General features: G+C 66.2%; 11 protein-coding genes, 3 pseudogenes and 1 CRISPR repeat array. Of the genes and pseudogenes, 7 read left to right on the plus strand and 7 right to left on the minus strand.

Translation table 11 applies throughout. The features are described 5' to 3' along the window. Window positions 1-49 precede the first annotated feature (49 nt). Window positions 50-147: direct repeats of the CRISPR family, unit length 30 nt; unit sequence GTTGGTACCCCTCCGAGGGGCGATGAGGAC. 6,179 nt (window positions 148-6,326) lie between these two features. From ACO1BR_RS34580 to cas3, 5 genes are all read left to right on the plus strand, one after another. After that, window positions 6,327-6,965, plus strand: a complete 639-nt coding sequence (locus ACO1BR_RS34580; protein WP_426799064.1) for a CRISPR-associated endoribonuclease Cas6 — start codon at window positions 6,327-6,329, stop codon at window positions 6,963-6,965. Between the two features lie 46 nt (window positions 6,966-7,011). Beyond that, the gene (locus ACO1BR_RS34585) at window positions 7,012-8,400 is read left to right on the plus strand and encodes a hypothetical protein (protein ID WP_426799065.1); all 1,389 of its coding nucleotides are present in this window, start codon (window positions 7,012-7,014) and stop codon (window positions 8,398-8,400) included. Between the two features lie 47 nt (window positions 8,401-8,447). Beyond that, entirely contained in the window at window positions 8,448-9,470 is a 1,023-nt protein-coding gene (gene cas7i / locus ACO1BR_RS34590) for a type I-B CRISPR-associated protein Cas7/Cst2/DevR (protein WP_426799066.1), read from the plus strand. A gap of 144 nt (window positions 9,471-9,614) precedes the next feature. Then, entirely contained in the window at window positions 9,615-10,292 is a 678-nt protein-coding gene (cas5, locus tag ACO1BR_RS34595) for a CRISPR-associated protein Cas5 (RefSeq protein ID WP_426799067.1), read from the plus strand. Window positions 10,293-10,300: 8 nt separating this feature from the next. Next, window positions 10,301-12,679 (plus strand): CRISPR-associated helicase Cas3', encoded by a 2,379-nt coding sequence (cas3, locus tag ACO1BR_RS34600; protein WP_426799068.1) that lies wholly within the window; start codon window positions 10,301-10,303, stop codon window positions 12,677-12,679. Window positions 12,680-14,226: 1,547 nt separating this feature from the next. On the opposite strand, the gene ACO1BR_RS34605 is transcribed toward cas3, so the two are convergent. From ACO1BR_RS34605 to ACO1BR_RS34620, 4 genes are all read right to left on the minus strand, one after another. Continuing rightward, window positions 14,227-17,316, minus strand: coding sequence for an RNaseH domain-containing protein (locus ACO1BR_RS34605; RefSeq protein ID WP_426799069.1), 3,090 nt, complete (start codon window positions 17,314-17,316; stop codon window positions 14,227-14,229). Between the two features lie 61 nt (window positions 17,317-17,377). Further along, window positions 17,378-20,689, minus strand: a complete 3,312-nt coding sequence (locus tag ACO1BR_RS34610; RefSeq protein ID WP_426799070.1) for a hypothetical protein — start codon at window positions 20,687-20,689, stop codon at window positions 17,378-17,380. Then, window positions 20,686-21,957: a hypothetical protein gene (locus tag ACO1BR_RS34615; protein WP_426799071.1), complete on the minus strand. Its 1,272-nt coding sequence runs from the start codon at window positions 21,955-21,957 to the stop codon at window positions 20,686-20,688. Before ACO1BR_RS34615 ends, ACO1BR_RS34610 begins: the two co-directional genes overlap by 4 nt. A gap of 145 nt (window positions 21,958-22,102) precedes the next feature. Next, window positions 22,103-23,320, minus strand: coding sequence for a helix-turn-helix domain-containing protein (locus ACO1BR_RS34620; RefSeq protein ID WP_426799072.1), 1,218 nt, complete (start codon window positions 23,318-23,320; stop codon window positions 22,103-22,105). 156 nt (window positions 23,321-23,476) lie between these two features. Here ACO1BR_RS34620 and ACO1BR_RS34625 point away from each other — a divergent pair. After that, window positions 23,477-23,803: pseudogene (locus tag ACO1BR_RS34625) on the plus strand (XRE family transcriptional regulator); the annotation flags it as partial. Then, window positions 23,790-24,257 carry an NUDIX hydrolase gene (locus tag ACO1BR_RS34630; protein ID WP_426799073.1) on the plus strand — a complete coding sequence of 156 codons (468 nt, stop codon included), beginning with the start codon at window positions 23,790-23,792 and terminating at the stop codon, window positions 24,255-24,257. The pseudogene ACO1BR_RS34625 and the gene ACO1BR_RS34630, both read left to right, overlap by 14 nt. Here the strand turns inward: ACO1BR_RS34630 and ACO1BR_RS34635 are convergent. The 3 genes and pseudogenes from ACO1BR_RS34635 to ACO1BR_RS34645 form a co-directional block, all read right to left on the minus strand. Further along, a pseudogene (locus tag ACO1BR_RS34635) lies at window positions 24,245-24,726 on the minus strand (HD domain-containing protein). The gene ACO1BR_RS34630 and the pseudogene ACO1BR_RS34635 sit on opposite strands and share 13 nt — an antisense overlap. A 43-nt stretch (window positions 24,727-24,769) precedes the next feature. Continuing rightward, window positions 24,770-24,961, minus strand: coding sequence for a hypothetical protein (locus ACO1BR_RS34640; protein ID WP_426799104.1), 192 nt, complete (start codon window positions 24,959-24,961; stop codon window positions 24,770-24,772). A 55-nt stretch (window positions 24,962-25,016) separates the two neighbouring features. Further along, window positions 25,017-25,187, minus strand: a pseudogene (locus ACO1BR_RS34645) (transposase); the annotation flags it as partial. Window positions 25,188-25,213: the final 26 nt, after the last annotated feature.

Raw genomic sequence — 25,213 nt, forward strand, 5'->3', positions numbered from 1 at the left:
GGCGATGAGGACCCGGCGGATCTGGTGCAGGCGTGCCAGTACATGGCGGGTTGGTACCCCTCCGAGGGGCGATGAGGACGGTCGGTAGCAGCGCTCGATATCGACAGCGTCAACGCGTTGGTACCCCTCCGAGGGGAGATGAGGACCGGCCTTGATGAGCTCGACGGCATCCGCATTGGTGGTGTTGGTACCCCTCCGAGGGAGATGAGGACGCTGGCGATCCGCATCCACGCCATGGCCGACGTGATGTTGGTACCCCTCCAAGGGGCGATGAGGACCCGGCTGCCAAGGTCACGCGCCCGCCGCGGGACTGGTTGGTACCCCTCCGAGGGGAGATGAGGACCAGTCAACGGGACGGGCGGTCACCGCTCACCCCCGCGAGTTGGTACCCCTCCGAGGGGAGATGAGGGCGAGCGGGGACGGTCCGCACTGTCGCAATGTCAGTGTTGTTGGTACCCCTCCGAGGGGCGATGAGGACGGTCGACGGCCTGGCACCGGGCAGCTACACCCTGCAGTTGGTACCCCTCCGAGGGGCGATGAGGACTCGGCGGCAAGCGGTTCAATAACTTCTCGTTCTCGGTGTTGGTACCCCTCCCAGGGTCGATGAGGGCCCGGCGGCACGGTCGTCACCATCACCGGCACCGGACTGTTGGTACCCCTCCGAGGGCGATGAGGACGATCCAGGCCCGTCCGTCGCCTCTGGCATCTCGTCGTTGGTACCCCTCCGAGGGGCGATGAGGACCGTGGACGGGCTCCATCGCGGTCTCCGTGCCCTACGGGTTGGTACCCCTCCGAGGGGCGATGAGGACCCGAACGGCTGCTTGCCAGGGCGTCTCACCGGCATGTTGGTACCCCTCCGAGGGGCGATGAGGACGACCTTGAACGCCTGCGGGCTGCCGTATCCCTGCGGTTGGTACCCCTCCGAGGGGAGATGAGGACAACGCCAGCTGGTGGAAGCCCGGCACGGTCTCGACGTTGGTACCCCTCCGAGGGGAGATGAGGACCGGGCCCTCGCCAACGCCATCGGGGTGCACACCACGTTGGTACCCCTCCGAGGCGAGATGAGGACCGATGCCCCCGACCCAGAACATCTGGGAGCCCACTCCGTTGGTACCCCTCCGAAGGGAGATGAGGACGGCCGACACCTGTCGCGTCTCCACCGTCGTCTCGACCTGTTGGTACCCCTCCGAGAGGAGATGAGGACCCACATCACCGTCAACCTCACCCCGCCCGCCGACATGTTGGTACCCCTCCGAGGGGAGATGAGGACCCCAGGCCCCGAGGGCGCCCAAGCAGGTCCTGTACGCGTTGGTACCCCTCCGAGGGGAGATGAGGACCCGTGAAGCCGAACCGCAGGAGCTGCCTGTGGTGCGGTTGGTACCCCTCCGAGGGGGCGATGAGGACTCGGCAGCAAGCGCTTCAATGACTTTTCGTTCTCGGTGTTGGTACCCCTCCGAGGGGCGATGAGGACAGCGGCGGTCGGCCAGCCAGCCGGGCGCGGAGCTGGTGTTGGTACCCCTCCGAGGAGAGATGAGGACGTCCGTCAATCGGCCAGCCAGTAAGCCAACCGGTCAAGTTGGTGCCCCTCCGAGGGGAGATGAGGACCTGCCGACGCCCCCAGCGGTGACGTCCTGGACGTCACGTTGGTACCCCTCCGAGGGGCGATGAGGACCGCGTCATCGCTCGCGTCGAGCGCGGGCACGGCCTGTTGGTACTCCTCCGAGGGGAGATGAGGACCAGCGGGCTGCGTGGCGTCGACGTCCTGGTCGTCGAGTTGGTACCCCTCCGAGGGGAGATGAGGACTCGTCGCGGGAGCCAGCGACGTGAGTGCGGCTAGCCCGTTGGTCCCCCCCGAGGGGAGATGAGGACCTGGGGCGCTCGCGGACGTGGATGGAGGTGCCGCTGTAGTTGGTACCCCTCCGAGGGGAGATGAGGACGCGGCGGCGCCGTACTCCCAGGTGGGCTCACTGCTCAGTTGGTACCCCTCCGAGGGGAGATGAGGACTCGCCACCCGCCTGTGGCCGCTCCTCCTCGCTGTCCTGTTGGTACCCCTCCGAGGGGAGATGAGGGCCGAGCGGGGAGAAGATGTCGCCGAGCTGCTGGCACTGGTTGGTAGCCCTCCGAGGGGAGATGAGGGCGTGACGGTCGCGGGAGTGGTGGCCGGCCTCGGCATGTTGGTACCCCTCCGAGGAGAGATGAGGGCTCCCGCTGTGCGTCGGCGACCCAGGCCCGCGTCTCGGGTTGGTACCCCTCCGAGGGGAGATGAGGGACGGTGCGGCTGCGGGCGCAGGAACCGTGACCACCAAGTTGGTACTTCTCCGAGGGGAGATGAGGACCCGGCGACCATGTCGTACGGGCGGTGTACGAGTACCTGTTGGTACCCCTCCGAGGGGAGATGAGGACTCGCCAAGGCCCTCTACGCCGCGCTTGCCACGTTCGTGTTGGTACCCCTCCGACGGGAGATGAGGACGATGGATGACGACCGCGGCAACGACCGGCGGCACCGTGTTGGTACCCCTCCGAGGGGAGATGAGGACTCGCCAAGGCCCTCTACGCCGCGCTTGCCACGTTCGTGTTGGTACCCCTCCGACGGGAGATGAGGACGATGGATGACGACCGCGGCAACGACCGGCGGCACCGTGTTGGTACCCCTCCGAGGGGAGATGAGGACCGCCGACGGCGCCCCGAGGCCGACTTCGACACCATGTTGGTACCCCGAGGGGAGATGAGGACACGGTCAGCCGTGTCACCTGGTCCGGCCGACTGCTGTCGTTGGTACCCCTCCGAGGGGCGATGAGGACTTCCAGGTCCGACCTCGCCGCCCACTACCACGTCCAGTTGGTACCCCTCCGAGGGGCGATGAGGACCCGCCGGATCCATCCGGGTAGTACTCGCGGATTTCCCGTTGGTACCCCTCCGAGGGGCGATGAGGACGCGGCGGCGGTCTCGGGGTAGCGGCCGTATTCGTAGGGTTGGTACCCCTCCAAGGAGAGATGAGGACCGACGACACCGGCCACGAGGTCACGGTCTACGCCCGGTTGGTATCCCTCCGAGGGGAGATGAGGACACGTCGCACACGGCCGCGCAGCACACCTGCCGCTGCCGGTTGGTACCCCTCCGAGGGGAGATGAGGAAGGGCGGAGCCACTCACGGTCGAGGAGGTCGATGCCGTGTTGGTACCCCTCCGAGGGGAGATGAGGGCGCGAGAAGACGATCGTGCGTCTGTCGTGGAGCATTACGGTTGGTACCCCTCCGAGGGGCGATGAGGACGGTCGACGGCCTGGCACCGGGCAGCTACACCCTGCAGTTGGTACCCCTCCGAGGGGCGATGAGGACCCGTCGGCCTGGTATCGGACAGCATTGGTGGGTGGATGTTGGTACCCCTCCGAGGGGCGATGAGGGCATACGAGTCGCCGAGAGCGACTTTCGCACCGCCTTCGTTGGTACCCCTCCCAGGGGCGATGAGGGCCCGGTGGCACGGTCGTCACCATCACCGGCACCGGACTGTTGGTACCCCTCCGAGGGCGATGAGGACGATCCAGGCCCGTCCGTCGCCTCTGGCATCTCGTCGTTGGTACCCCCAGAGGGGCGATGAGGACCCGGTGGCACGGTCGTCACCATCACCGGCACCGGACTGTTGGTACCCCTCCGAGGGCGATGAGGACGATCCAGGCCCGTCCGTCGCCTCTGGCATCTCGTCGTTGGTACCCCCAGAGGGGCGATGAGGACCCGGCGACCGCTCACCGCCCAGCTCTGAGTAGGGAGTTGGTGTCCCTCGCCGGGGCGGCGAGGACAAGGGGGCCACACGATGACCGCCGCCGAACAACACCGTTGGTACCCCTGGCAGCGTCGATAAGGGCCTGCCGCGGTGATCCGCGCCGCACGCCCGACGGCAACGTTGGTACCCCTCTGAGGGGCGATGAGGGTCTGCGCCCGGTACCCGGACGGCACGCGCGTTAACTCGTTGGTACCCCAGCGAGGGCCGATGAGGGACGCCACCATCTATGCCACCTGCGCCCCGCCCGCCTAGTTGGTACCCCGCACAGGGGCGATGAAGACCGGTGATCACTCTGCGGGGTCTGGAGCTGCCGCAGGAGTTGGTATCCCTCCAAGGGCGATGAGGACCATCGTCGTGCCGCATGAGCGGTGGGAGGTCACAGTTAGTACCCCCCTCTGCGGGGCGGTCAGGACCCGCTGTCCCACAACCTCAACCTCTGCCTCATCGCGTTGTCACCCCTCCAAGGGACGATGAGGGCCCGCGGCATGAGGATCGTCATGCTGACGATCTGGCAGTTGATACCCCTCCGAGGGGCGATGAAGACCCTGGATGCTGTCCTGTTCGAGCGCATGCCACCGAAGCTGGTCCCTCCCAGGGGCGATGGGGACGGTTGCCCAGCTGCCCGGCGTCGTGGACGCGCGCGAGTTGGTACCCCGCACAGGGGCGATGAGGATCCGTCGTCGCCGTGCTCATCCTCGATGCAGGGCCGTGTTGGTACCCCTCCCAGGGTCGATGAGGGCTTGAGGAGCACCTGCGGCACATCGCCGACCCCCGCTTGTTGGTACCCCTCCCAGGGTCGATGAGGACAGACCCCGCTCTTCCATCTCGGTGACGAGCTCGTCGAACACGTTGGTACCCCTCCCAGGGTCGAAGAGGGCTTGAGGAGCACCTGCGGCACATCGCCGACCCCCGCTTGTTGGTACCCCTCCCAGGGTCGATGAGGACGGGGAGGGAACAGCATGCCTAGCCCGAGTCCGAGCGCGTTGGTACCCCTCCCAGGGTCGATGAGGACAGACCCCGCTCTTCCATCTCGGTGACGAGCTCGTCGAACACGTTGGTACCCCTCCCAGGGTCGAAGAGGGCTTGAGGAGCACCTGCGGCACATCGCCGACCCCCGCTTGTTGGTACCCCTCCCAGGGTCGATGAGGACAGACCCCGCTCTTCCATCTCGGTGACGAGCTCGTCGAACACGTTGGTACCCCTCCCAGGGTCGAAGAGGGCCCGTTGGGCCTGACAGTGGCCGCCTACAACGCCGGCCCGTTGGTACCCCTCCCAGGGGCGATGAAGACGCGGCCCGGCAGAGGCATTCGTAGCCACCCTCACCCTGTTGGTACCCCTCCGAGGAGTGATGAGCACGCGCGCGGGAGGCCGCTCACGCCGCCCTCGGCCGCACGTTCGTACCCCTCCCAGGGGCGATGAGGACAAGGGCGCCGACGACCATCTCGACTACGTGCTGATGTTGGTACCCCTCCAAGGGGCGTTGAGGACGCGGTGCAATGCTCGGCGCGGGCGACCACGACGCGCAGTTGGTACCCCTCCCATAGGCGATGAGGACCTGGGGGACGGTCATCCCGCACGGTCAGCCCAGCCGTGTTGACACCCCGTATTGGGGCGATAAGGACAAGGTCGGCCCGATCGGTCCATGCCCGTCAGCACGTTGTTACCCCGCCGAGGGGCGATGAGGACGCGTCAAGCGGTCGCGGCCGCGTGGGCGGAGGGCATGTTGGCACCTCACCCAGGAGCGATGAGCACGACCGTGCGTATGACCAGTCTGCAGCAGCTTGTCGTAGTTGGTACCCCTCTGAGGGTCGATGAGGACAATCCCCAACCGGGCACCGGGTTCCGGGCCCACACGTTGTGGACCCCTACCAGGGGCGATGAGGACGACCCCTGACCGAGAGCAACGGGCCGCGCGTCAGCATGTTGGTACCCCTCCGAAAGCGATGAAGTCTGGGCGCCTCGCAGAGCCGCCGCGTCGAGGTCTGGTGGTTGGTACCCCTCGCTGGAGCGATGCGGCCTGGACTACGCCGACACACTCGGCCAGCACGCCCGCGCGTGGTACCCCTCCCAGGGCGACGAGGAGCCGCCCTGCCAGTGTTGCTGCCCCTGTACGGGGCGATGAATGGTGTGAGGTTTTCAAGTCGTCATACGCTCCCGGACGTTTGCCCGACGCGACTTCCGTAGACGCTATCCCACTCCACCGACAGCACCCCAGCGCGCCCATTATGGATCTCTTTTGGCGCTCGACGATCGATTTTGATCGGTTGTCAGTGGCCGCTGGTAGACCTTCAACTCAGGCCGCACGTAAGGCATTTCAGTGTGATAGACATACTGCCTCGAACCGCACCATTTAGGTAAGAAACGTACCGGCATCGCCAGCCTGCGCGGGCACACGTGTGCCCGCTGACCAGCAGAAAGGAGGGGAAGCATGCGACTCCGTGTCTACGTCGCCACGAGGGCCCGCGAGATCCCGTGGGACGACGTCATCGCGCCCGGCCGCGGGATTGTCTACGCCGCACTCCGGCGGCAGGCGCCCCAGCTCGGTGCCGTGATCCACGCCCAGGGGTGGGGCCCGCACAAGATGGCGCCCTTCGGCCACAGCGCTCCGGAATTCCCCAAGCCGCAGCGCGTCCATGGCACTTACGTTGCCGGCGGGACCGGCATCTTGGAGTTCGGCAGCCCTCTGCCCGAGCTCATCGATGCTCTGGAACGCGACCTGCAGATGATCCCCATCATGGACTGGGGCGGCGTCGCGCTGAACGTCGAGAAGGTCACCCGGATCACGCCGCCCGCCTTCGCATCTGGCCGCACGAAGCTGCGCACTATCAACCCGATCACCATCAAGGCCGAGGCGGCCCGAACCCCTACTGGAGAGCTGATCCGTGGCGGCTGGCTCCTTCCGGGAGAGCCGGGTTTCGATGTCGCGCTGGCCCATAGTCTTCGCCGCCGCTGCGAAACCTTCGGCCACGACGGCGTCCAGCTCCAAGGCATCACCTGGATCGGCCCGAAGCGCTCATTCTCCGTCGTCGGCCACGGCTCCGACAGCCCCACAACCATCAAGCGCGGCAAGAAGACCGGCGCGCCGATTGAGGTCGACGTGTCCGGCACTCCGGTCGCTCTTCAAGCCCTGTGGTCCGCCGGCATCGGTGGTGCCACGAGCGCGGGATTCGGATGGGTGATCGCGTGACCTGCTCAAGCCGCCGCCAGGCATCGGAACGACGAGGGATGGCCTTATGACCACCACGGCTTTTGCGCAAGACGCGCTGGAGCTCACTGCGCATCCTCTTCAGCGCACGGGTGCCTACGCGATCGCCACTCTCGCCGGGGTCTCCGATCCCGAGGCCGTCAGTGGCGACCAGTTCCGTTCGGTCGTCAGGCGCATGATCGACGATCTCATTGCCACCAGCACCATCGCCAAGGGCCAGCCCGGCTGGTACCTCCTTGGCGTCTCCTACGTCCTGTGGCCCAACTGCGCCCTCCATTACAAGAGCAAGCGCACACCTGAGGGCATTGGCGCTTGGCGCACCTGCCCGCCGGCCGAGAAATGGCCCGGCGTCCCCTGCTCCCTTTGCGGGCGGCCTGCCGCTGCCTGGTACGGCAAGGGGGACATTCCCCTCGGTGCCTCCATCGAGCATCGCAACACCACCGCGCCCGACCACGAGGGCACCCCTTTGTGCTTCCCGTGCGTAACCAGCTTCCACGCCCTGCCCTATGCCTGCACTGCCGGCGGTGGACTCCTCAACGGCATCCACACCTGGGACGAGAGGTTCATGGCTCGCATCACCCGAAGCGAGGTCCGCGACAACCTCCGAGGCATGATCACCCGCGGTGACCTCAAAGGCGGCGGGGGAACCTTCGCGATCGAGTTCGCGGCCCTCAAGGCCCTGCGCTGGTGGGACCACCGCGTCACCGACGGCGTCCAGACCCTGCAGTTCTCCAACAACAACCAGGACCAGAAGTTCCAATCTGAGGTCATGGAGCAGCCTCTCGCCGAGTGGCTCCGCTCCACCATTCGCCGCAGCGACCGGCGTGCTGGGTTCCGTTACCTCGCCCAGGCTCAAGCCACCGCAAAGGTCTCCGGCCTGCGCATGCTCGCCTGGCGCGCCTTCCATCAGCCCGAGCAGATCCCGTCCCGAGCCATCAGCTGGATCCGCGACCAGATCATCGCCCTGCCCAAGGGGCAAGGGATGCCAGCCGCTGTGCCCCACCTCGCTCCCCTGATCCGCTCCTACCTCACGGAGGTCCTGAACGTGCTCGAATCCGACGTGACCCACGTCGTCGCCGTCGCCCGCCGCGTCGCCGACGTCGTCGCGGACGACGACAAGCGTCTGAAGAAGTTCACCGTCGCCACCCGCCGCCCCAACGACCTCAAGGCATGGCTCAAGGCGGAAATCGCGGAATGGTCCCGCAAGCGCCCCGCCGACGCCAAGAACGACCCCTTCATCTCCCTACGCCAGTGGCGTGTCCTGTTCGACTCCGGCAACGCCTCCTGGTCAGCGCGCGAGCTGTTGTTCGTCGCCACCTTCGAGGAACTCGCCACCCGCGGAGCCAAGGTCGCCGCCGTCGAAGAAGGCACCTCTGACGAGGACTTCAAAACCCTCGGCATCGACGACCAGGACTAACACCCCACCATTCCATGCCCGTTCAACGATTAGCGTAAGGAATCCGCATGTACCTCACCGGTAAGGCCGTCCTCGACATCCAGGCCGGCGCCCCCAACAACGGCCGTGGCACCGCCGACCAGGGCAACGTCACCCCCGTCAAGCAGCACCGCACCGGCGGCAAGACCTACCCCTACGGCTCCGCCCAGTGGTGGCGCCGCATGCTCCGTGACTCCCTTCCCGACACCGAGACCCCCTCCCCGGTCCTCGTCAACGGCAAGGACGCCAAGCAGCAGGCGTACACCTCCGGCCGTCCGGACAAGTACATGGACGACGACTTCTTCGGCTACATGGCCGCCACCAAGGCCGCCACGTTCATGCGCGACACCGTCCTGAACACTGGCACCTTCGTCTCCGTCGCCCCCGAGCGCCCCACCCGCGACTTCGGCACCATGAGCCGGGGGCTGCCGACCGGCGCCAATCCGATCCTGCACGAGCACGAGTTCTACACCGCCGCCCTCCAGGGCGACCTTCGCCTCGACATGCAGCGCATCGGCTTCTTCGAGCAGCAGGGCACGGTCCGCAAGGCAGCCCTGTCGGACGAAGCCGTACAGGAAGCCCTCCAGGCCGGAGCGACCGAAGCTACGCGTCGCGGCATCGCCGGCATTCTCCTCCCCATTGAGGAGCGCCGTCGTCGCACCGCTGTTCTCCTGCGCACCATCGCCGCCATGCACGGCGGCGCGAGCAGCGCGGCCCACTTCGGTGACCGGACCCCGGCCCTGATCCTTCTGGCTCCTGTCCAGGGCGGCAATCAACCCTTCACTCGCATCCTCAACGTGGTCGACAACGAGATCCGCTTCAACTCCGCAACGCTGCGTGAGGAGGTAGATGCCTGGTCCGATGTCATCGAAGGATCCGTCCGCCTGGGGTGGGCCCCTTCGTTCCTGGGTGGCCAACGCGAGATCGCACGCGAGGAGCTGTCCGACCTCATCAAGGACCAGCGGCTGATCATCGACCATCCCCGCGTGGTCCTTTCCCAGCTCGCCGACGAGTTCGAGACCGGCCAGCACGACAACTGGTTCCAGGACTAGCAAACCGCAGCCACATGTAAGGCCCCAACAGCCGCAGCTCCACGTGCCGCGCGCGAGGATTCGCACTCAACGCCCGACGTCTACACGTCGGGCGTCGGGTGCGGATTCTCGACGACAGCCACCCAACCCGCAAGGAATCAGCTGATGAGCAGTATCGAAGCCATCGAAGTAACGGTCACCGCGCCCATCGCCAGCTTCCGCAACCCGCTCTATCAGGGAATTCAAGTCGGCCTGCCGTGCCCTCCTCCCAGCACGGTCGGCGGGATGCTCGCCGCCACCATGGGCGACTGGGACTCCGTCCCGGAGAACACCCGTTTCGCCATGACCTTCACCGCCGAAGGCTCCGGCGTCGACCTGGAGACCTACCACCCGGCCGCCGCAAAGGCCGCGAGCAGGAACGCCACCATCAAAGACCGGCACTTCCTCACCCACATCACCCTCACCGCCTGGCTCCTCCAGGATCTCGACATGTGGGAGCGAGCCATCCGCACCCCGGTGTGGCCCATGCGGCTCGGGCGCTCCCAGGACCTCGCCACCGCCCGCACCCGCCGCATCCGCCTCACTCCCCAAGGCACCGGCACACAGGGGCACGCCCTCATCCCCCACGCCACCACCCCGGACCCCACAATCCGCGACAACGGCGAACAGATGCAGCTCCCCACCGCTATCACCATCGATCGCGCCCGTACGGCCTGGGGCACCTACCGCTACTCCCTCAATGGCTCCCCAGCCCAGATCACAGCCGACTACGTCACCCCCGACGGCCAAGCCGTCATTCTCCTCCCGTCAACCCACCCCAGCACCGCCCTCGCCGCTGCGTAAGGACCCCGATGGACGACGCCCACCCCCTCCGCGCCAAGAGCGCCCGCGGCCGCCAAAGGCACGGTGAAACGCTCAAAGACCACTCCCTGACCACCATGCGCCGCGGTGCCACCGTCACCACCCGCATCGGCCGCGTCCCCGTGCTCCCCGAAAGGTTCCAGGTCTGGGTCCAGCTCGCCGGCCTGCTGCACGACCCCGGTAAAGCCGCACATGGCTTCCAAATCCAGATCGGGAACACCAGCCACCCCGCCAAGGTGTGGGGAGAACGGCACGAAGTCCTCTCCCTCGGCTTCCTCCCCACCGTCCTCGCGGCCCTGCCGAAGGAAGAGGTCCTCTGGATCGCTGCCGGCGTTGCCACCCACCACCGATGCATCACCGGCGACGGCAGCCGGCGCCCGTCCCTCCTGCCCCTATACGGCCACGACAGCATCGAAGACTTCACCGCCAGGTTCGGCCCCATCGACGCAGACGCACTGCAGGACCTCACAGCCTGGATGCACACCACCGCCGTCCAAGCCGGACTCATACCGCCCGGCCCCACCCCCACCCTCACCCCCAACACCCTGCTCGAAGATGCCCACGCCCTCTTCGGGGAACTCCTCGACCGGTGGGAATGGGAACTCGAACCCGAGGAAGAAGCCGACGGCCTGGCCTCCGTCATGCTCCAAGGCGCCGTCACCATGGCCGACCGGATGGCCTCTGCCCACACCCCCCTCCACACCCGCCATCCCCTCACCCCCGTATACCGGCAGCGCCTCGAAACCCGGCTCGCCGCCAAGGGCCACCAGCTACGACCTCACCAGCTCCAAGCTGCCAGCATCAGTGGCCACGTCATCATCCGAGCCTGGACAGGCAGCGGAAAGACCGAGGCCGTACTCCTCTGGGCGCTGCGCAACCTCACCGAGATGACCGAGGCCGGCCAGGGAACCCCGCGAATTTTCTACCTGCTGCCGTACCTCGCCGCCATCAACGCCATGGTCCGACGCCTTGAAGAAGATCTCCCCGCAGAAGGCCAGATCGGCGTCTCCCACTCACGCGCCGCCTCCTACTACCTCGCCCGCGCCCTCGCCGACGAGTGCACCACCGACGCCGAAGCCGTCGCCGCCGCCCGCAAGTCCCTCTCCCAGGAGAACGCCACCCGCCTCTTCCGCGAGCTGATCCGCGTCGGCACCCCCTACCAACCACTGCGCGGAACCCTCGCCGGCCCCGCCCACTCCGCCGTCCTCGCCGACACCGCCAACAGCCTCTTCATCCTCGACGAGCTCCACGCCTACGACCCCAAGCGCCTCGGCATGATCCTGGCGATGATGGCCTTCTGGGAACACCTCGGCGGCCGGTTCGGCATCGTCTCCGCCACCCTTCCAGACGCCCTCCAGAACGCCATCTGCCAAACCCTCAACCAGCCCGCCCACCTGGTCCAGCCGCCCGAAGGCACCGCATTCCCCAAACGCCACCGACTCTCAGTGCGCCCCCATACCCTGCGGTCCGACACTGCCATCGCCGAGATGGAAGCCCGACTCCAAGCCGGCGAAGCCCTGCTCGTCGTCGCCAACAACCGTCCCACCGCCCGAGCCCTCTATCAGCGTCTGGCCCCCACGGCTCGCCGCATCCACGGCCACCGCGACGCCGCGATCATGCTCCACTCCCGCTACCGCCGCGACCACCGCGCCGACATCGAAAACCGCATCCGCGACCGCTACAAGAACGGTCAGACCACCCGCGTCGGCGGACTCCTCGTCGCCACACAGACCGTCGAAGTCTCCCTAGACGTCGACTTCGACACCATCCACACCGCCTGCGCCCCCATGGACGCCCTCTGCCAACGCTTCGGCCGCGTCAACCGCTCCGGAACCCGACCGCCGGCCGACACCATCGTCCACGCCCCCCAATACATGCCTCGCAAGAGCGAACCCGGACTCTTCGCCGACGGCGTCTACCCCAAAGCCCCCGTATCACTGGCCTGGGACATCCTCCAACGCCACGACGGCAACGTGATCGACGAAGCAGTGATCACGTCATGGCTCAACGAGATCTACGAACCCACAGGCACATGGGGCAAGACCTGGCGAGCCGAACTCGAACAGGCCAAAGAGAAGTTCACCGAAGCCTTCCTGACCTGGACAGAACCCTTCAAAGACCGATCCAAGCTCCGGAAAGACTTCGACGCGATGTTCGACGGCCAGGAAGTCATCCTCGCCACAGACCGCGACGAATACGCCGAACGACTCGCCACCGACAACGGCCGCCGCCCAGGCCGGCTCCTCGCCGAAGACCTCCTCATCCCCGTAGCGGGCAACATCACCGCTCAATGGGACGAACGACTGAAAGTTGGCCTGATCAACGCCGACTACGACGAAGAAAATGGCCTCGGCAAAATCGGACACTGACCATGCCGATATACTCGACACCCCACGAGGGCCCGGCGCTTGAGAACCAAATAAACCTCATCGACTCCGCTTAGGGGTCAAAACGTACGCGCCTTGCCTTGCGCTCATCGCCCCTCGGAGGGGTACCAACACGGAACCGGCCGGCGCTGATGCCGCGCTCCTCCACGTCCTCATCGCCCCTCAGAGGGGTACCAACAACTCAGCAGGGTTGGTGGTCAACTACTGGTTGCGTGTCCTCATCGCCCCTCGGAGGGGCACCAACTGGATGGTGACGGTGTTGGCGGTGCCGGTTGCTCGCAGTCCTGATCGCCTCTCGAAGGGGTACCAACGGGAGGTACGCCAGGACGCGTCCGGCGGCCTCGGCCGTCCTCATCGCCCCTCGCAGGGGTACCAACCGGCGGGAGCGGTAGTCGTTGCGGCGGATGTGCACCAGTCCTCATCGCCCGTCGGAGGGGTACCAACCTGGTCATGGACGGCGTGCTCCTGGTCGGGGCCGAGTCCTCATCGCCCCTCGGAGGGGTGCCAACCTGATGACCTCCCAGGTGTGGCCCACGGCGCGGTCGGTCCTCATCGCCCCTCGTAGGGGTACCAACGCGCGGAGGTACTGCCCGACCATCGCGAGACGATCGTCCTCATCGCGCCTGGGAGGAGTTTCAACCTGGCCACCAACAGCGAGTCGATGCCCCCAACGCCCGTTCCTATCGCGCCTGGCACGGGTTCCAACGCCATCACCGCCAGCGACCACATGCCGGTCGCCTCGTCCTCATTGCCCCTGGAAGGGGTACCAACGCCTGCCACCGGTAGGTCTCCGGTCGCACCCACACAGTCCTCATCGCCCCTGGGAGGGGTACCAACTGCAGGGTCGGCGACTTCCTGAGCGGGGCAAGCTCGCGTCCTCATCGCCCCTGGGGGTACCAACGCGTCCTTCTCGCCTTCCACGAGGTAGACGGTGCGCGTCCTCATCGCCCCTGGGAGGGGTACCAACATACCGACCGGGACCCGGGCCGCCAGGCCCGGGGCGTCCTCATCGCCCCGCGGAGGGGTACCAACATGCTCACGCCGGCTATTCAGCAGATCTGGTCGAAGGGTCCGCATCGCCCCTCAGAGGGGTACCAACACATCGCCGACGACGGCCTCCCGGCCCAGACCTGGCGTCCTCATCGCCCCTCGGAGGGGTACCAACATGAAGAAGTCCAGATCAACAGGGGAGGCCATCGTGTCCTCATCGTCCCTCAGAGGGGTACCAACGTGATCGCGGCCGGGCTCAGCAGCATCGCGCCGAGGTCCTCATCGCCCCTGGGAGGGGTACCAACTGGCGATGGCCTGCTGGTCCCCGGTGATGACCCACGGGGTCCTCATCGGCCCTGGGCGGAGTACCAACGGGCGGCCTCGTTGTCGCCGATCTGCACTCAGCCGGCTTCCTTCGCTTCCTCGTCGGAGGCGGGGAGCCGGTCCGTCGGTTCCTCGCTGTGGGCGATCACGGAATTCGTGATCGGCCCGTTCCTGGAATGCAGGATACGGGTCGATCAGTGCCTTCTGTCGTTCTTCTAGCTGGGGAACTCCAGTGGGAGCATTTCCTGGATGGCGCCGGCTTTCCCGCCGCTTGCTTCCGCGATGATGTGCTGCTGCTCGGGATCGTCTTGAGGAGCAGACCTGCGGTACTGGGGGTGGTCGAGGTCCATTTGGAGTGCGGCGTGGAGGGGTGCTGGGTAGCGAGTGCGGTCGCACCAGGTGAGGGCCTGGTGACTGAGGCGGGCTGCAGCGACGGCGAGGGCTTCCCGGTCGTAGCCGCCCTGGGTGTACATGGGGGTGATCTCCCGCGTGGTCATGGTGTACCAAGGGGAGTTCATTTCGTTTTCTTCGTAGTCGCCGTTGGCGCCCGTCTTGGCGAGTTCGGCGCGCCAGCGGGTCTTGTGCTGGCCGTACCGCTTCTTTCCGTAGTTCCTGGGTTCGGTGAACAGGAACCACGGGTGTCCTTCAGGTTTGCCCTGCGGGTGGTACAGGTCGCTGGAGGTCTTGATCATTTCCTGTTCGCCGTTTTTCTTCGTCCTGGTGACGTAGGCGAGGCGCGGCATCTCCGCCTGGAAGCAGTTCATGCGGATGATGCTGGCCGGGTGGGTTCCCAGGCCCTGGGTGGGGAGCCAGAGGCGGTCATCCTGCGTGTTGGCCGAGGTTCCTTGCTTGTTGTTGTGCAGGCCCGGCCACGCTCGGCGGCAGGCGTGCCCGTCGACCATCAGGGTATAGGGCAGGCCCATGAGTTTGTTGGGTAGTTTCTGGAGGGCGTCTCGGACATCCCTGCCTGCTTGGGCCCAGCGCGCGGTGTCGTCAGCGCCGTCTTCCTTGTGGAGGGGGTAGTTGAGGGAGTGGAAGAGGCTCTGAGCCTCGTTGTAGTCCCTCCATCGGCCTTCGGGGTCCAGGTTGGTCCAGGCGATGTGGCGCCACGTCCCGCCGGGTGTGCGTGAGGGGATCAGGCAGGAGGCGGTGATGATGCGCTTGGGCTGTCCGCGGAAACGCCGGTCGGCCTGTTGTTTGCGGATGTGGATGCCGCAGAAGGCCATGCGCGGGATCCGGTAAGGATCGTCGGGATCGTAGAGGGCTTCCTCGAAGCGGTGGTCGACGACCCCGATGGAGCGGTGGAGGTCGAGGAGGCCCATGAAGACCGGGTGGTCCTTCCATGGTGTGCCTGGGGCGCTGATGGGTTTGATCTCGTAGGGGAGTTCGCCTTCCGTTCGCTGGTCTTTCTTCTTGTAGGCGCGTTTGGCGCCGACCAGGTACTGCGAGGGGGAGCCGGTAGCGGACAGCGCCCGCCGGGTCTGGAACTTCGCGTCCCCGGTGGCCAGCTCCCTGGTGATCTCCGTGGCCTTCTTGGTGGTGTTACCGTCGTTCTCGGCTTCGGGCATTTGGGTCTCGCACCAGGCTGCGAGCAGCCAGCCTTCCTGGGCGACCTCGTTTCTGATCTTCTCCAGCTCGCGGATGCGGTTGATGTCGGTTCCGTGCTGGAGGAAGGCGTCGGCCTTGTGGAACACGACGTCGATGCCTTCGCCGAGGGCGATGGGCTTCTTCGGCTTGGGGTCGAGGGTGTGGGGGTTCAGGCCGTACATGTGGGCCAGGCCGTTGAGCATCCGGATCCGGGTCTGCTGCCGGTACCACAGGCACACGAAGCGCACGCCCTTGTAGCCGGCCGCCGTCAGCGATGCGCGGACGCTCTCGGGCGAAGGGAGGCCGAAGATGTCGACAAACGGCATCGTCCCCTGGTGCTCTTCCTTCTTCGCCTTCTTGGCTTCCTTGGCCGCCTCGTCGAGCTGCTCGAAGGTGCGCTCGGAGAAGATGTTGCCGTCCGACTTCAGTATGACCTGCTCCGCGACGCCGTTGAACACGGACTTCACGTGGTCGAGGAGCATGCGCAGGTGGTGTGGGCCGGCGCCGTCGCCGACGGCGAAGCTCCGCTTCTTCGGGAGGATCGGCCGTACCCGGCCGGGCGCGGGCAGGGTGAAGGATGCCTTCCTTCCCCTGGCCTTGGCGTCTTCCAAGGTCTTCTTCTCACTGTCGGCGCGTTCTTCGATGGCACGGAGGGCCGAGCGGTCGGCTTCCAAGGCGGCCAGGATCTCCATGGCGTGCCGGTTGGTGCGACGCAGGCCGCGACCGTCCAGGGGGACCGTGAGGACCGGTTTGTTGTCGGTCTGGTCGACCATGACGGTCTTGGAGTAGATCAGGGCGTTGTTGATGCGCCGCATGTGGGCGTCGAAGAGGAAGACCGGGTTGGTGAACGCGGGGTAGGTGACCATCTTGGTCGACAGGTAGGAGAGGGCGTACTCGACGTCCTGCGGCGTGGGGTCGGCCGGCCAGTGATCGCCGATGTTGGCGATGGTGTCGGGCTTGATGGGGTGGCCGTGGCCGGCGAAGGCGGGACCGATCGGGTTGTTCCAGGCGATGAGTTCACCAGTGCTCGTCGGCCGGTAGCGCACCGCGGCAGGGGTGTCCCCGGTCTTCCAGCTCTTGGTGTATTCCTGGGTCTCGCCCTTGTCGTTGAGCTTGGGGCTGCCGTCCTTGTGCCTGCGGATGTCCTTTACAGGCTCCACCGGGTAGTCCAGGAAGTTTTGGGTGGCCAGCTTGATGGCCAGGAGCCAGCGAATGGCCTCGTAGGCCCAGCCGGGCGGGTCGGGGACCTCTTTGCCCTCCTGGAGGGGGAGATGTTCCTTGAGGGGCAGGCGCTGCGGTTGGGTCGCGACGACCTTGGCCGCGACGTCGGAGCTGACGGCGAAGGGGATGTCGGCGAGCGGCACATCCCGGCAGATCCCCTCCAGGTAGGTGAAGATCGTTTGCAGGTCATCGGCGTCGACGGGCTCAAGCGTGACCATGTAGCGCAGCTTCCGGTCTAGGTAGACGTATCCGCCGGTGAGCTGCTTGAGGACGGTTGTGACGATCGAGTACGGGATGAGGAAGTAGTCTTCTTCCTTCCCTACCTCTTTCATGCTCTTTTTGGTCTTCTTGACCGTCTCGCCTAGTGTCCTCCACGCTTCCTGGGTGTCGTCGCTGAACTCCCACACGTGGGCGTGCATGCCGTCCAGTATCTGCTCGGTGCAGTGGAAGGCCAGGGTGTGGGCGGTCAGGTCGCGTGATGTGGTGCGTGGCGCCATGTGAGCGCTTCCCTCGTTTCTTTCCCCGCCTTGCCCCGCCGGGGCAAGGGCGGTTGGCTGGTCACGTCTGGTCGGGGTTGATACCCGCGTAGGACAGGAAGGAGGACAGGGCCTCGCCGTACAGCTCGTTCATGAACGCACGCTGCTCCGGCGTCCAGTTGCCGTGGATGCGGCGAATGATCGTCGCGAGGTCGGAGCTGAACTCCGTTCGGTGGAGCGCGTAGTCGACGATGTACAGGTTCATGTCGGTGTCACCGCGGCGCGCGCGGCCGGCAAGCTGGACGAGGTCGATGAGCATTCCTGCGACCAGCTCTTCTTGAAGCTCGTGCGCCATGTTCGTGAATCGGCTGGGCGAGCGCAGGATCCGTACGATCTGCTGGCGAGAAGCCCTCTCCGCTGTCTTCAGGGCGGCCACTGGGTCGCTGTTGCCTTCCCCGGGGAGGGCGTTGATGCCCGCGGCGTTGATGCTGCCGTGCATCCACTCGATGTCCTCGATGCTGAGGACCGGCCGAGTACATAGGTAGATGTCGCGGACCGCCGACCGGGTTTCGACCAGGATGTTCAGCCCGCGGGCGATGATCGCCAGAGGGACGATCAGGATCTCCCCCTCGTCCGGGAACCTCTCCAGCTCCTCGCGCACCATCTTCCGTACGAAGGAGGGGATGTGCTGTTCGTAGTCCTCCGGTCTGCGGCCCTTGACCACCACACACACGCGGTGCCGCAGCCCCTCGGCCTGAGCGAGGCCGGCGGCCAGATAGGCGGCCTGAGCGTAGGAGTTGACGGCGAGGATGCACCGTGCCCGCTCTTGTTCGACCTCCTCCAGGAGTGCCAGCCGGTCGTTGAGCACCTGCTGGTAGAGATTCTTGCCCAGGGTGCGCAAGGCTTCGGGTTTCGCTTCGGAGTAGATGCCGCCGATGCTGATCGGCTCGCCCGCGCGATCGCCCGTGGTGTACCGGACGGGGCAGGCTTCGGTGACGATGGACTTCGGCCTCGTGTCGGGGATCCACCATTTCACCGGCGCGTGGATGTGCTCTTGCACGGCCTGTGGGAAGTACGCGGTCGCCGACAGGCCGAGCACCGGACGTTCCACTCCAGCCGCCATCAGCGCTGTCAGCCCGCCGAGTTCGGACGTGAAAGTGTGCGGGTCGCCGGCGACCGTGCGGACCAGGAGTTCCGATTCGGTCTCCCTGTTCTCCAGCCCTCGGGCCTGGTAGCCGTTGATGGTGTGCCCGAGCATCGCCAACGGGTAGAGGCCGACCACCGGAGAGTCCTTGATGCTGTCGAGGATCTTCCGCACCGATCCCAGGTCCAGGTGGCGAAGGCTCTGCGAAGACTGGCGCGTGTGGCTCAGGGCTTCGTCGATCTCCTTCAGCACGGTGCGGGTGACCAGGAGGTTGACCGCAGCAGCCCGTCGGTCGCTGTCGGGTACCGCGGTCCGCAGCAGGCTGTTCAGCTCCTGTTGGACGAGCTGAAGGTGGTCTTCGCCACGGGGTGCGGACAACGCGTGCAGCGCTTCCCGGACCGCTTCCCAGTCGGCTCCGTCTGGTAGTCCGGATTCCGTGGGACCGTCGTGGAGGCCGTCGTCGCGCCACCGGTGGGGCATGAGGGCGTCCAGGAGCCGGAACATCTCCTTGCTGATCTCCCCGTCGTCGACTTCTCCAGGGAAGAGGGCCTGCAGCAGTTCACGGTCGCGTGAGCGGGCCAGCCGCCACCCGTCGTTACCGCCCCCGCCGGCCGGGTTGTCGCGGGTGTCCCGGGGGTTCATGCGCAGCCGGTTACCAAGGGAGAGAAGGAGGAACTCCGACATGAAGCGGGCCTGGCTGACCGGCGACAACAGGCTGCGCTCGTAGGTGGTCGGCAGCCGTTTGGCATCTCGGTCCAGTTCCCGCAGATCGCTCTCGCGTTTGCGGGAGGCGAGGGTCAGCTCGCTGGTGCACCGGCTGATGGCGTTCTTTTGGAAGGCATCCACCTCGTCGATGACCACCAGGTCGCAGGCGCGCAGGATCATCTCCAGCACCGACAGACCCCGTGTGCCGCGGGCGTTGCCGCGCCACTGGGCGCCGTCGAGGACCGCACCGATCCGCAACGTGCCAGAGATGAGGTTGGCGTGGTTGGTGACGATGACGGCTGCGTTCGTCGCCTCGTACAGGGGGGTGAACTTGCCGCACACCGGGATGTACGGGCAGGCGTACGAGGATTCGTCGGAGCCTGGGCGGCTGAGCGTGAGGCAGTTCTCCTCACCGGCCCGGTAGAGGCTGGGCGGGTCCATCAGTGGACGCTGCGCGCAGCCGTAGGCCAGGTGTGCGATGTCGGCCTTCTCCTTCGGTCCCCATGCGGTGATCAGGCCGGACGTCGCGTAGGCGGCGTAGTCCAGGGCGCGCTGGTGCCGGCTGGAGGGGGACATCAGGGGGACGCAGGAGGTGAACTCCTTGAGGTGGCCTTCCTTGTGCAGGTGGACGAGGTCGCCGTTGATGTCCCAGGCCATGGCGAGGGTGGCTTTAGCGTCGGTGACGCCCATGGCCACCTTGATGCCCTTCATGGCTGCCCAGGAAGCGATGGCGCGTACCAGGACGGTCTTTCCGCTTCCGGTGGGGGCGTTGATGATCTGGAGGAGCCCGGAGGTGATCTCCAGCTCGGCCACCGGTCCGTCCTGGCTTTTCAGGGCGGACAGGAACTTCTTGAGGACCTTGTGCAGGTAGCGGAACTTCTTCCCGCGTCCTTTCAGGAGCTTGGTGACGTCTTTGAGTTCCTCGACAGGAATGGAGATGTTCTCGCGGTGGGGGCGGGTGGTGAGGTGCGGCAGCGCCTCGTGCCCTGCGGGGCCGGTGAACAGCGGAGTCTTGGCGAACTCGATCTCCCGGTTGGTGGTCCCGTGCTCCTTGCCGAGGTAGGCGGTCCGGGTGCGGTAGCGGCCGGGGCCGGCGAACGGCAGCGCCCGGGGCCGCTTGCCGAAGGAGAAGAATCGTTCGGTGATGTCCGTGGCGTAGTCGAGGAGGTCCTCGCCGACCCGGGGGATGACACCTTCGGCCTGGTAGGGATCGTCGCTGGGAAGGAGGAAGGACCCGCCGGACTTGTCGGCGCCTTCCTGGTCGAGGTCCATCACGCCGAGGAAGGTCAGGGCGGCGGCCTTGAACTTGCGCGGGTCGGCAAGGTCAGCCGGAAGCAGCCGCATCACCCGCGCTACGGTGTGCCGTTCCCGCATGGTGCACTTCGCCCAGGTATCCCACGCCTGCGGCTTGCGGTACGCGAAGTATGCGGCATCTTCGAACGCGGCGATGATCCTGCCCTCGCCGTCAGTGCGCGGAAGGAAGTGTGCTGCCAAGGCCAGGGAGGCCAGCAGTCCGGCCTCCTCTGCTTTCAGTTCGTCGCTCACCGGGCAGCACCCCGCGTGACGGTCTCGACGACCAGCTCCAAGAAGTCTGTAGCAGTGGCGGCCTTCATCCCGTGCCGACGGCATTCCTCGGTGAGCTGGGGTATCTGGCTCTTGCGGTGGTCCGGCACGACGATCCATCCAGCCTTGCCTTTGTCGCCACCATCCGCCCGCAACTTGCTGACCAGGTGGTTCGACCACCGGTAGTCCTTGAAGTCCACGGCGAAAAGCGTCTGTTGCGTCTCCTGTTCTCCGCGCGCGACCAGCAGGTCGTAGATGTCGTTGTCGGGCCACAGCCTCACCCAGGCACCCGTCCCCTCAAGACGCTCACGCAGGACCTCATATAGGCGGACCTCAGGTAACCCGGGGATGGTGGTGTACCGCCACACGTCCCGCACGAGTGCCTTGTAGCCCTCCACCGGAAGAGCCTCCGGGATTCCGGGCACGGTCCCGGTATACAAGGGCCGGTGCCGGGCGTCCGGCGTGCGGAACTCGATGGCCTGATCAAGCACAGGGATCTGTCCTCTGACGGGAGTGAAGATGTAGGACGCACCCGTCTCCGCATGCCATGGGTACAGGCACTGCATACTCCCCTGGGCCCTTTGGCCGTGCCCGTGCACTTGGATCTTCATCGGCCACTTGCAGGCCGGGCACCGGAACCAGTAGCCCTGGTAGGACATGTGAGCGGGGATGTCTTCGTAGAAATCCATCGCCGGCGGAGGGAGCCTGAGTTTCTTCAGCTCATCGATGGTCACCGCCGGGTGCTTGACGAGGTTTCCCCGGTGGACGTGGTAAAAGTTGCCCTTCAGCGAGGCGTAGACCGTCTCCTGCTTGTACTCACCCTGCAGATCAGTGACCGTCACCCGACCACGGAGCCGGCCAATCTTCTGCGCGGCTCGGATGACCTGAACCACCTCATACCGGTAGTCGTAGGCGTCCTCGGTGGTGTAGCCGTCCTTGTCTAGGAACCGCAACGCGTCGAGCCCGGGAGGCGAGGCCCAGTCGGGCATCATCCCCTTGAGAGCTCCGGCCTTCTCACCGTCGAGCCGGTCCACCAGATCGCCAAAGCGCACCGCATGGCCGGGACCTGCGGCAGCCATGAGAAGCCCCTGCGCCTGCATGATCTGCTCAAGCCGACCAGCACCGTCCAGCTTCGCGTTCGTCAAGGCATCGCCGCAGACAGCGAATGCCTGCGCCGCATCCAACCCCGGCCCCACAAGCCGCTCTTGCTCCCCGGCCTTGTTGCCACCGTCGTCTTGCTCATCGGTCACGATCGACAACTCTATGACAGTGTTCTGACGTAACTGCCATACAAGTAAGGGAAATTGCCATAACCGGCTAGAACGCAAGCGCGAACTCTTCGCACTTCAGGGCGACTAACCTTCTCCAGAAGGTGTAGCACCCCCTCAGCAACCGTCAGTCAATGCGCGTAACATCGACATCCGGGTACAACTCCTGGTAGGTGGCCAGGTAATCGCGGATGTGTCGCCATCCCGACTCGGTGGCAAACCACCTGTACGGCCCGTGGTCGACATCGGCCGGATGTCGAAGCTCAATGAAGCCGCGCGACGGGGACCGCCCGGCAGGGCTCCTGCCGACCGCAAGGAAGTGAGGCCCCCGGCCCGCAAGTGAACCGTCCACCCCTTCCTCGCCGGCGGCAGCTACACGCACCAAGATCCGCCACAGCCACCGCGACAGCAGCGGAGGCGGAGGACCCGCCTCCCGGGAAACGCCGAGTGCGAAGCGCGCCACAGCCCTTCCCTGGCGCGTCAGTTCCACACGCGTCCGAAGGACCTCCCCCACTCCCTGGATATGGACGCGGTCCCGGTAGGTCACCACCAAGCACCGCCTCTCCAACGCCGCGACGGACGATCCCGCTCCTGGGTCGTGGACGCCCTCTTGCCGCAGCCGGTTCTGAATGCGCGTGTGCCCGACGAGCGCCGGCGATGCGTACAGCGCCAGGTCCATGCGTCGCCATTCCGTGGCTTTACGCCCTGCTCCACCAAGGAACCGGCGGCGCTTCTGGTCTTCCTCAGCCTCTTGGTCCTGCCAGAAGATGCATGTCAGATAGGTCCGCTGTCGGCTGTTGAGAGCGTCCCATGCCTGCTGAAGTACCAGGCTGCTCCCCCTCTTCTCCCGATCCGGAAGCACCGGGACAACGTCATCGGGCCGCGTGCGACGCCAGGCGTCCATCACCACGCGTTCGTGCACCCCGTACGCCTGCGCCATGAGGCGAACCAGTCGACCAGCCCCTTCCGGTGACATCCATGCCCGGTTTCTCACGGCCTCACCGCGCTCCAGATCCCGCAGTTTGCGCCGCTCAACATGAAGCCTCTCAGCGCCACGCTTCCGGCCCATCAACCGGCACGCCTCGTCTGCGCTCAGCCCCGCGTCCCGTCGAAGGTCTTCAAGGGTCTCCGTTCCCCTCTGTCGCTCCAACAGGTTCTGCGCATCACAACGCAGAACCCGAAGAAGCCCTCCAAAGGCCCGGCCGCCGGGCGCATGCACGCCAGCCTCCCAGTACCGCACGGCACGCTCTGAGACACCGACAGCAGCAGCAAGGTCATCCAGGCTCAAGCCCCTCAGCTGGCGCCACTGGGCCAGCGCTTGAGGAGAGAAGGAAAGCTGCGCCATACCCCCTAGCGAAGCGCGACGAAGACTTCGTCGCAACTAACAAGACGCCTATGGTCCAGGAGATGTCTCTGTCTCGTCGGTCGGCGGCAGGCCCGCACCCGGGCCGTGACGAAGGAGGACGACAGCGATCGATCGAAGTAGGAGCCGTCCCCGGCCCGTGGGCGGGAGCCCGGCTCGACCTCATCAAACGCGAAATCGCCCCCGGCACGGCGGCTCCGGGCACCCGCTGGTCCAGAGGCAGGGTGCGACGTGAGACTGCACGACACGACGCTGTACGCCTCCCTGTTTCGCTACGACGACAACCTGCTGGTCAACCCGCACGTCTGGGGTCAGCCGGCCAGCGCCAATCCACTCCTCCACCTCAAGAGGACTGACGCCACAGGGTGGTTCGACAACTACGCTCAAAACTTCAAAGCAGTGTGGGCCGCCGCGCGGTCCTGGACTCCCGACCAGGAGGGGACAGCCACCCATGGGCAGGACTGAGTACTACAACGACCCCAACGCCCCGAAGGCGAACACCCTCATCCCCGCCAGCAATCTGCTCGTCGTCGACCACGACGGCGCGATCCTGCTGCAGCGACGCCGCGACACCGGCCACTGGGCACTACCTGGCGGAGCACAGGACATCGGGGAGACCGCGGCACAGTGCGCGGTACGCGAATGCCTGGAAGAGACCGGCATCGTCGCCGAGATCACCGGCTTCCTCGGCGTCTACACCAACCCCCACCACATCGTCGCCTACACCGACGGCGAGATCCGCCAGCAATACGAGAACACTTACATCGGTCGTCCGGTCGGCGGTGAGCCCACCATCAACGACGAGGCCGACGGCGTCCGTTTCGTCCAGCCCGCGGATCTCGACCAGTACGACATCCATCCCAGCATGCGCCAGCAGATCGGCGACTACCTCGCCGGCACGTACCCCTATCTCGGCTGAACCGCCAACGCCGCATCCACCCGCTCCACAGCGGCGAAGATCTCCGGCGCCGCCTGACGGATGAACCGACCCACGACGCTGTCCGCCCCGTAGCGGCCCACGATCTCCTCCACCCGGTCCTGGGCAGTTGTCGGTTCTCCGTCGGGCGTTGTCGACATGTCGCAATAGACCAGCGCATCCACCAGCAGAGGCTCCTCCAACAATGGGAACTCCTCCTCCAGTGCCTCACGCAGCCCGCACTCCTCGGCCTCAAGCAACGCAAACGAGTGGTTGGCCGCCAACCGCACCAGCCGTTTCATCGGCGCCGTGCTCATCACGGAGGAACCAGGCACCATCGAGCGGATGGAAGCCCGTCGCCGCCAGCCGGCGGCGCATAGCCCACGTCGTGAAGCGTTGCCGCAGCCACCAGCAGGTCGGCGTCCTCGCCGAGCATCCGCCCAAGATCGGCTGCCCGACGCGCGACCCCCATGGTGTGCGCCCACCGCCGAGGAAGCACCCCTCATCCCGGTCGGCTACCGGCGTGTTTTGCCCTTTGGAGAAGCCCCCTTTCCCTCAGCGACGTCCTTCTCCAACGTCTCCAGCAGCTCCGGGTCCAGGACCAGTCCGGTGGCGTGGTGATGAGCGCGGGCGGACGTGGAGTCCACGCTCACCAGGTCGAGCTCCGCCTGCCCGCGCGCTGCGGCCTCGGCGATCAGTGCTTCCATCAGCTCCTGGAAGACTCCCGCTCGGGCCCACAGGTGGAACCGCCCCGTAGACGGTGGACCAGGACCCGTACTGCTCGGGCACGTCCCGCCACGGACTGCCCGTATGGAACCGCCACATCAGGCCGTTCACCGGTCGCCGCAGGTCGGGAATCGGGCCGCGTTCACCCAGCGGCAGCAACGGCTCGATCATCGCCCACTGGTCGTCCGTGAGAGCACCCCGAGCCATCCCGCCTGTCTACCGTCCCGGGCCCA

The organism is Streptomyces sp. YGL11-2, assembly GCF_050054615.1.
Lineage (GTDB): Bacteria > Actinomycetota > Actinomycetes > Streptomycetales > Streptomycetaceae > Streptomyces.

What these genes read in the sequence shown, in the direction of transcription:
- ACO1BR_RS34585 (WP_426799065.1), top strand. Translation starts at nt 7,012, where the DNA reads ATGACCACCACGGCTTTTGCGCAAGACGCGCTGGAGCTCACTGCGCAT.
- cas7i (WP_426799066.1), top strand. Translation starts at nt 8,448, where the DNA reads ATGTACCTCACCGGTAAGGCCGTCCTCGACATCCAGGCCGGCGCCCCC.
- cas5 (WP_426799067.1), top strand. Translation starts at nt 9,615, where the DNA reads ATGAGCAGTATCGAAGCCATCGAAGTAACGGTCACCGCGCCCATCGCC.
- cas3 (WP_426799068.1), top strand. Translation starts at nt 10,301, where the DNA reads ATGGACGACGCCCACCCCCTCCGCGCCAAGAGCGCCCGCGGCCGCCAA.
- ACO1BR_RS34605 (WP_426799069.1), bottom strand. Translation starts at nt 17,316, where the DNA reads ATGGCGCCACGCACCACATCACGCGACCTGACCGCCCACACCCTGGCC.
- ACO1BR_RS34620 (WP_426799072.1), bottom strand. Translation starts at nt 23,320, where the DNA reads ATGGCGCAGCTTTCCTTCTCTCCTCAAGCGCTGGCCCAGTGGCGCCAG.
- ACO1BR_RS34630 (WP_426799073.1), top strand. Translation starts at nt 23,790, where the DNA reads ATGGGCAGGACTGAGTACTACAACGACCCCAACGCCCCGAAGGCGAAC.
- ACO1BR_RS34640 (WP_426799104.1), bottom strand. Translation starts at nt 24,961, where the DNA reads ATGGAAGCACTGATCGCCGAGGCCGCAGCGCGCGGGCAGGCGGAGCTC.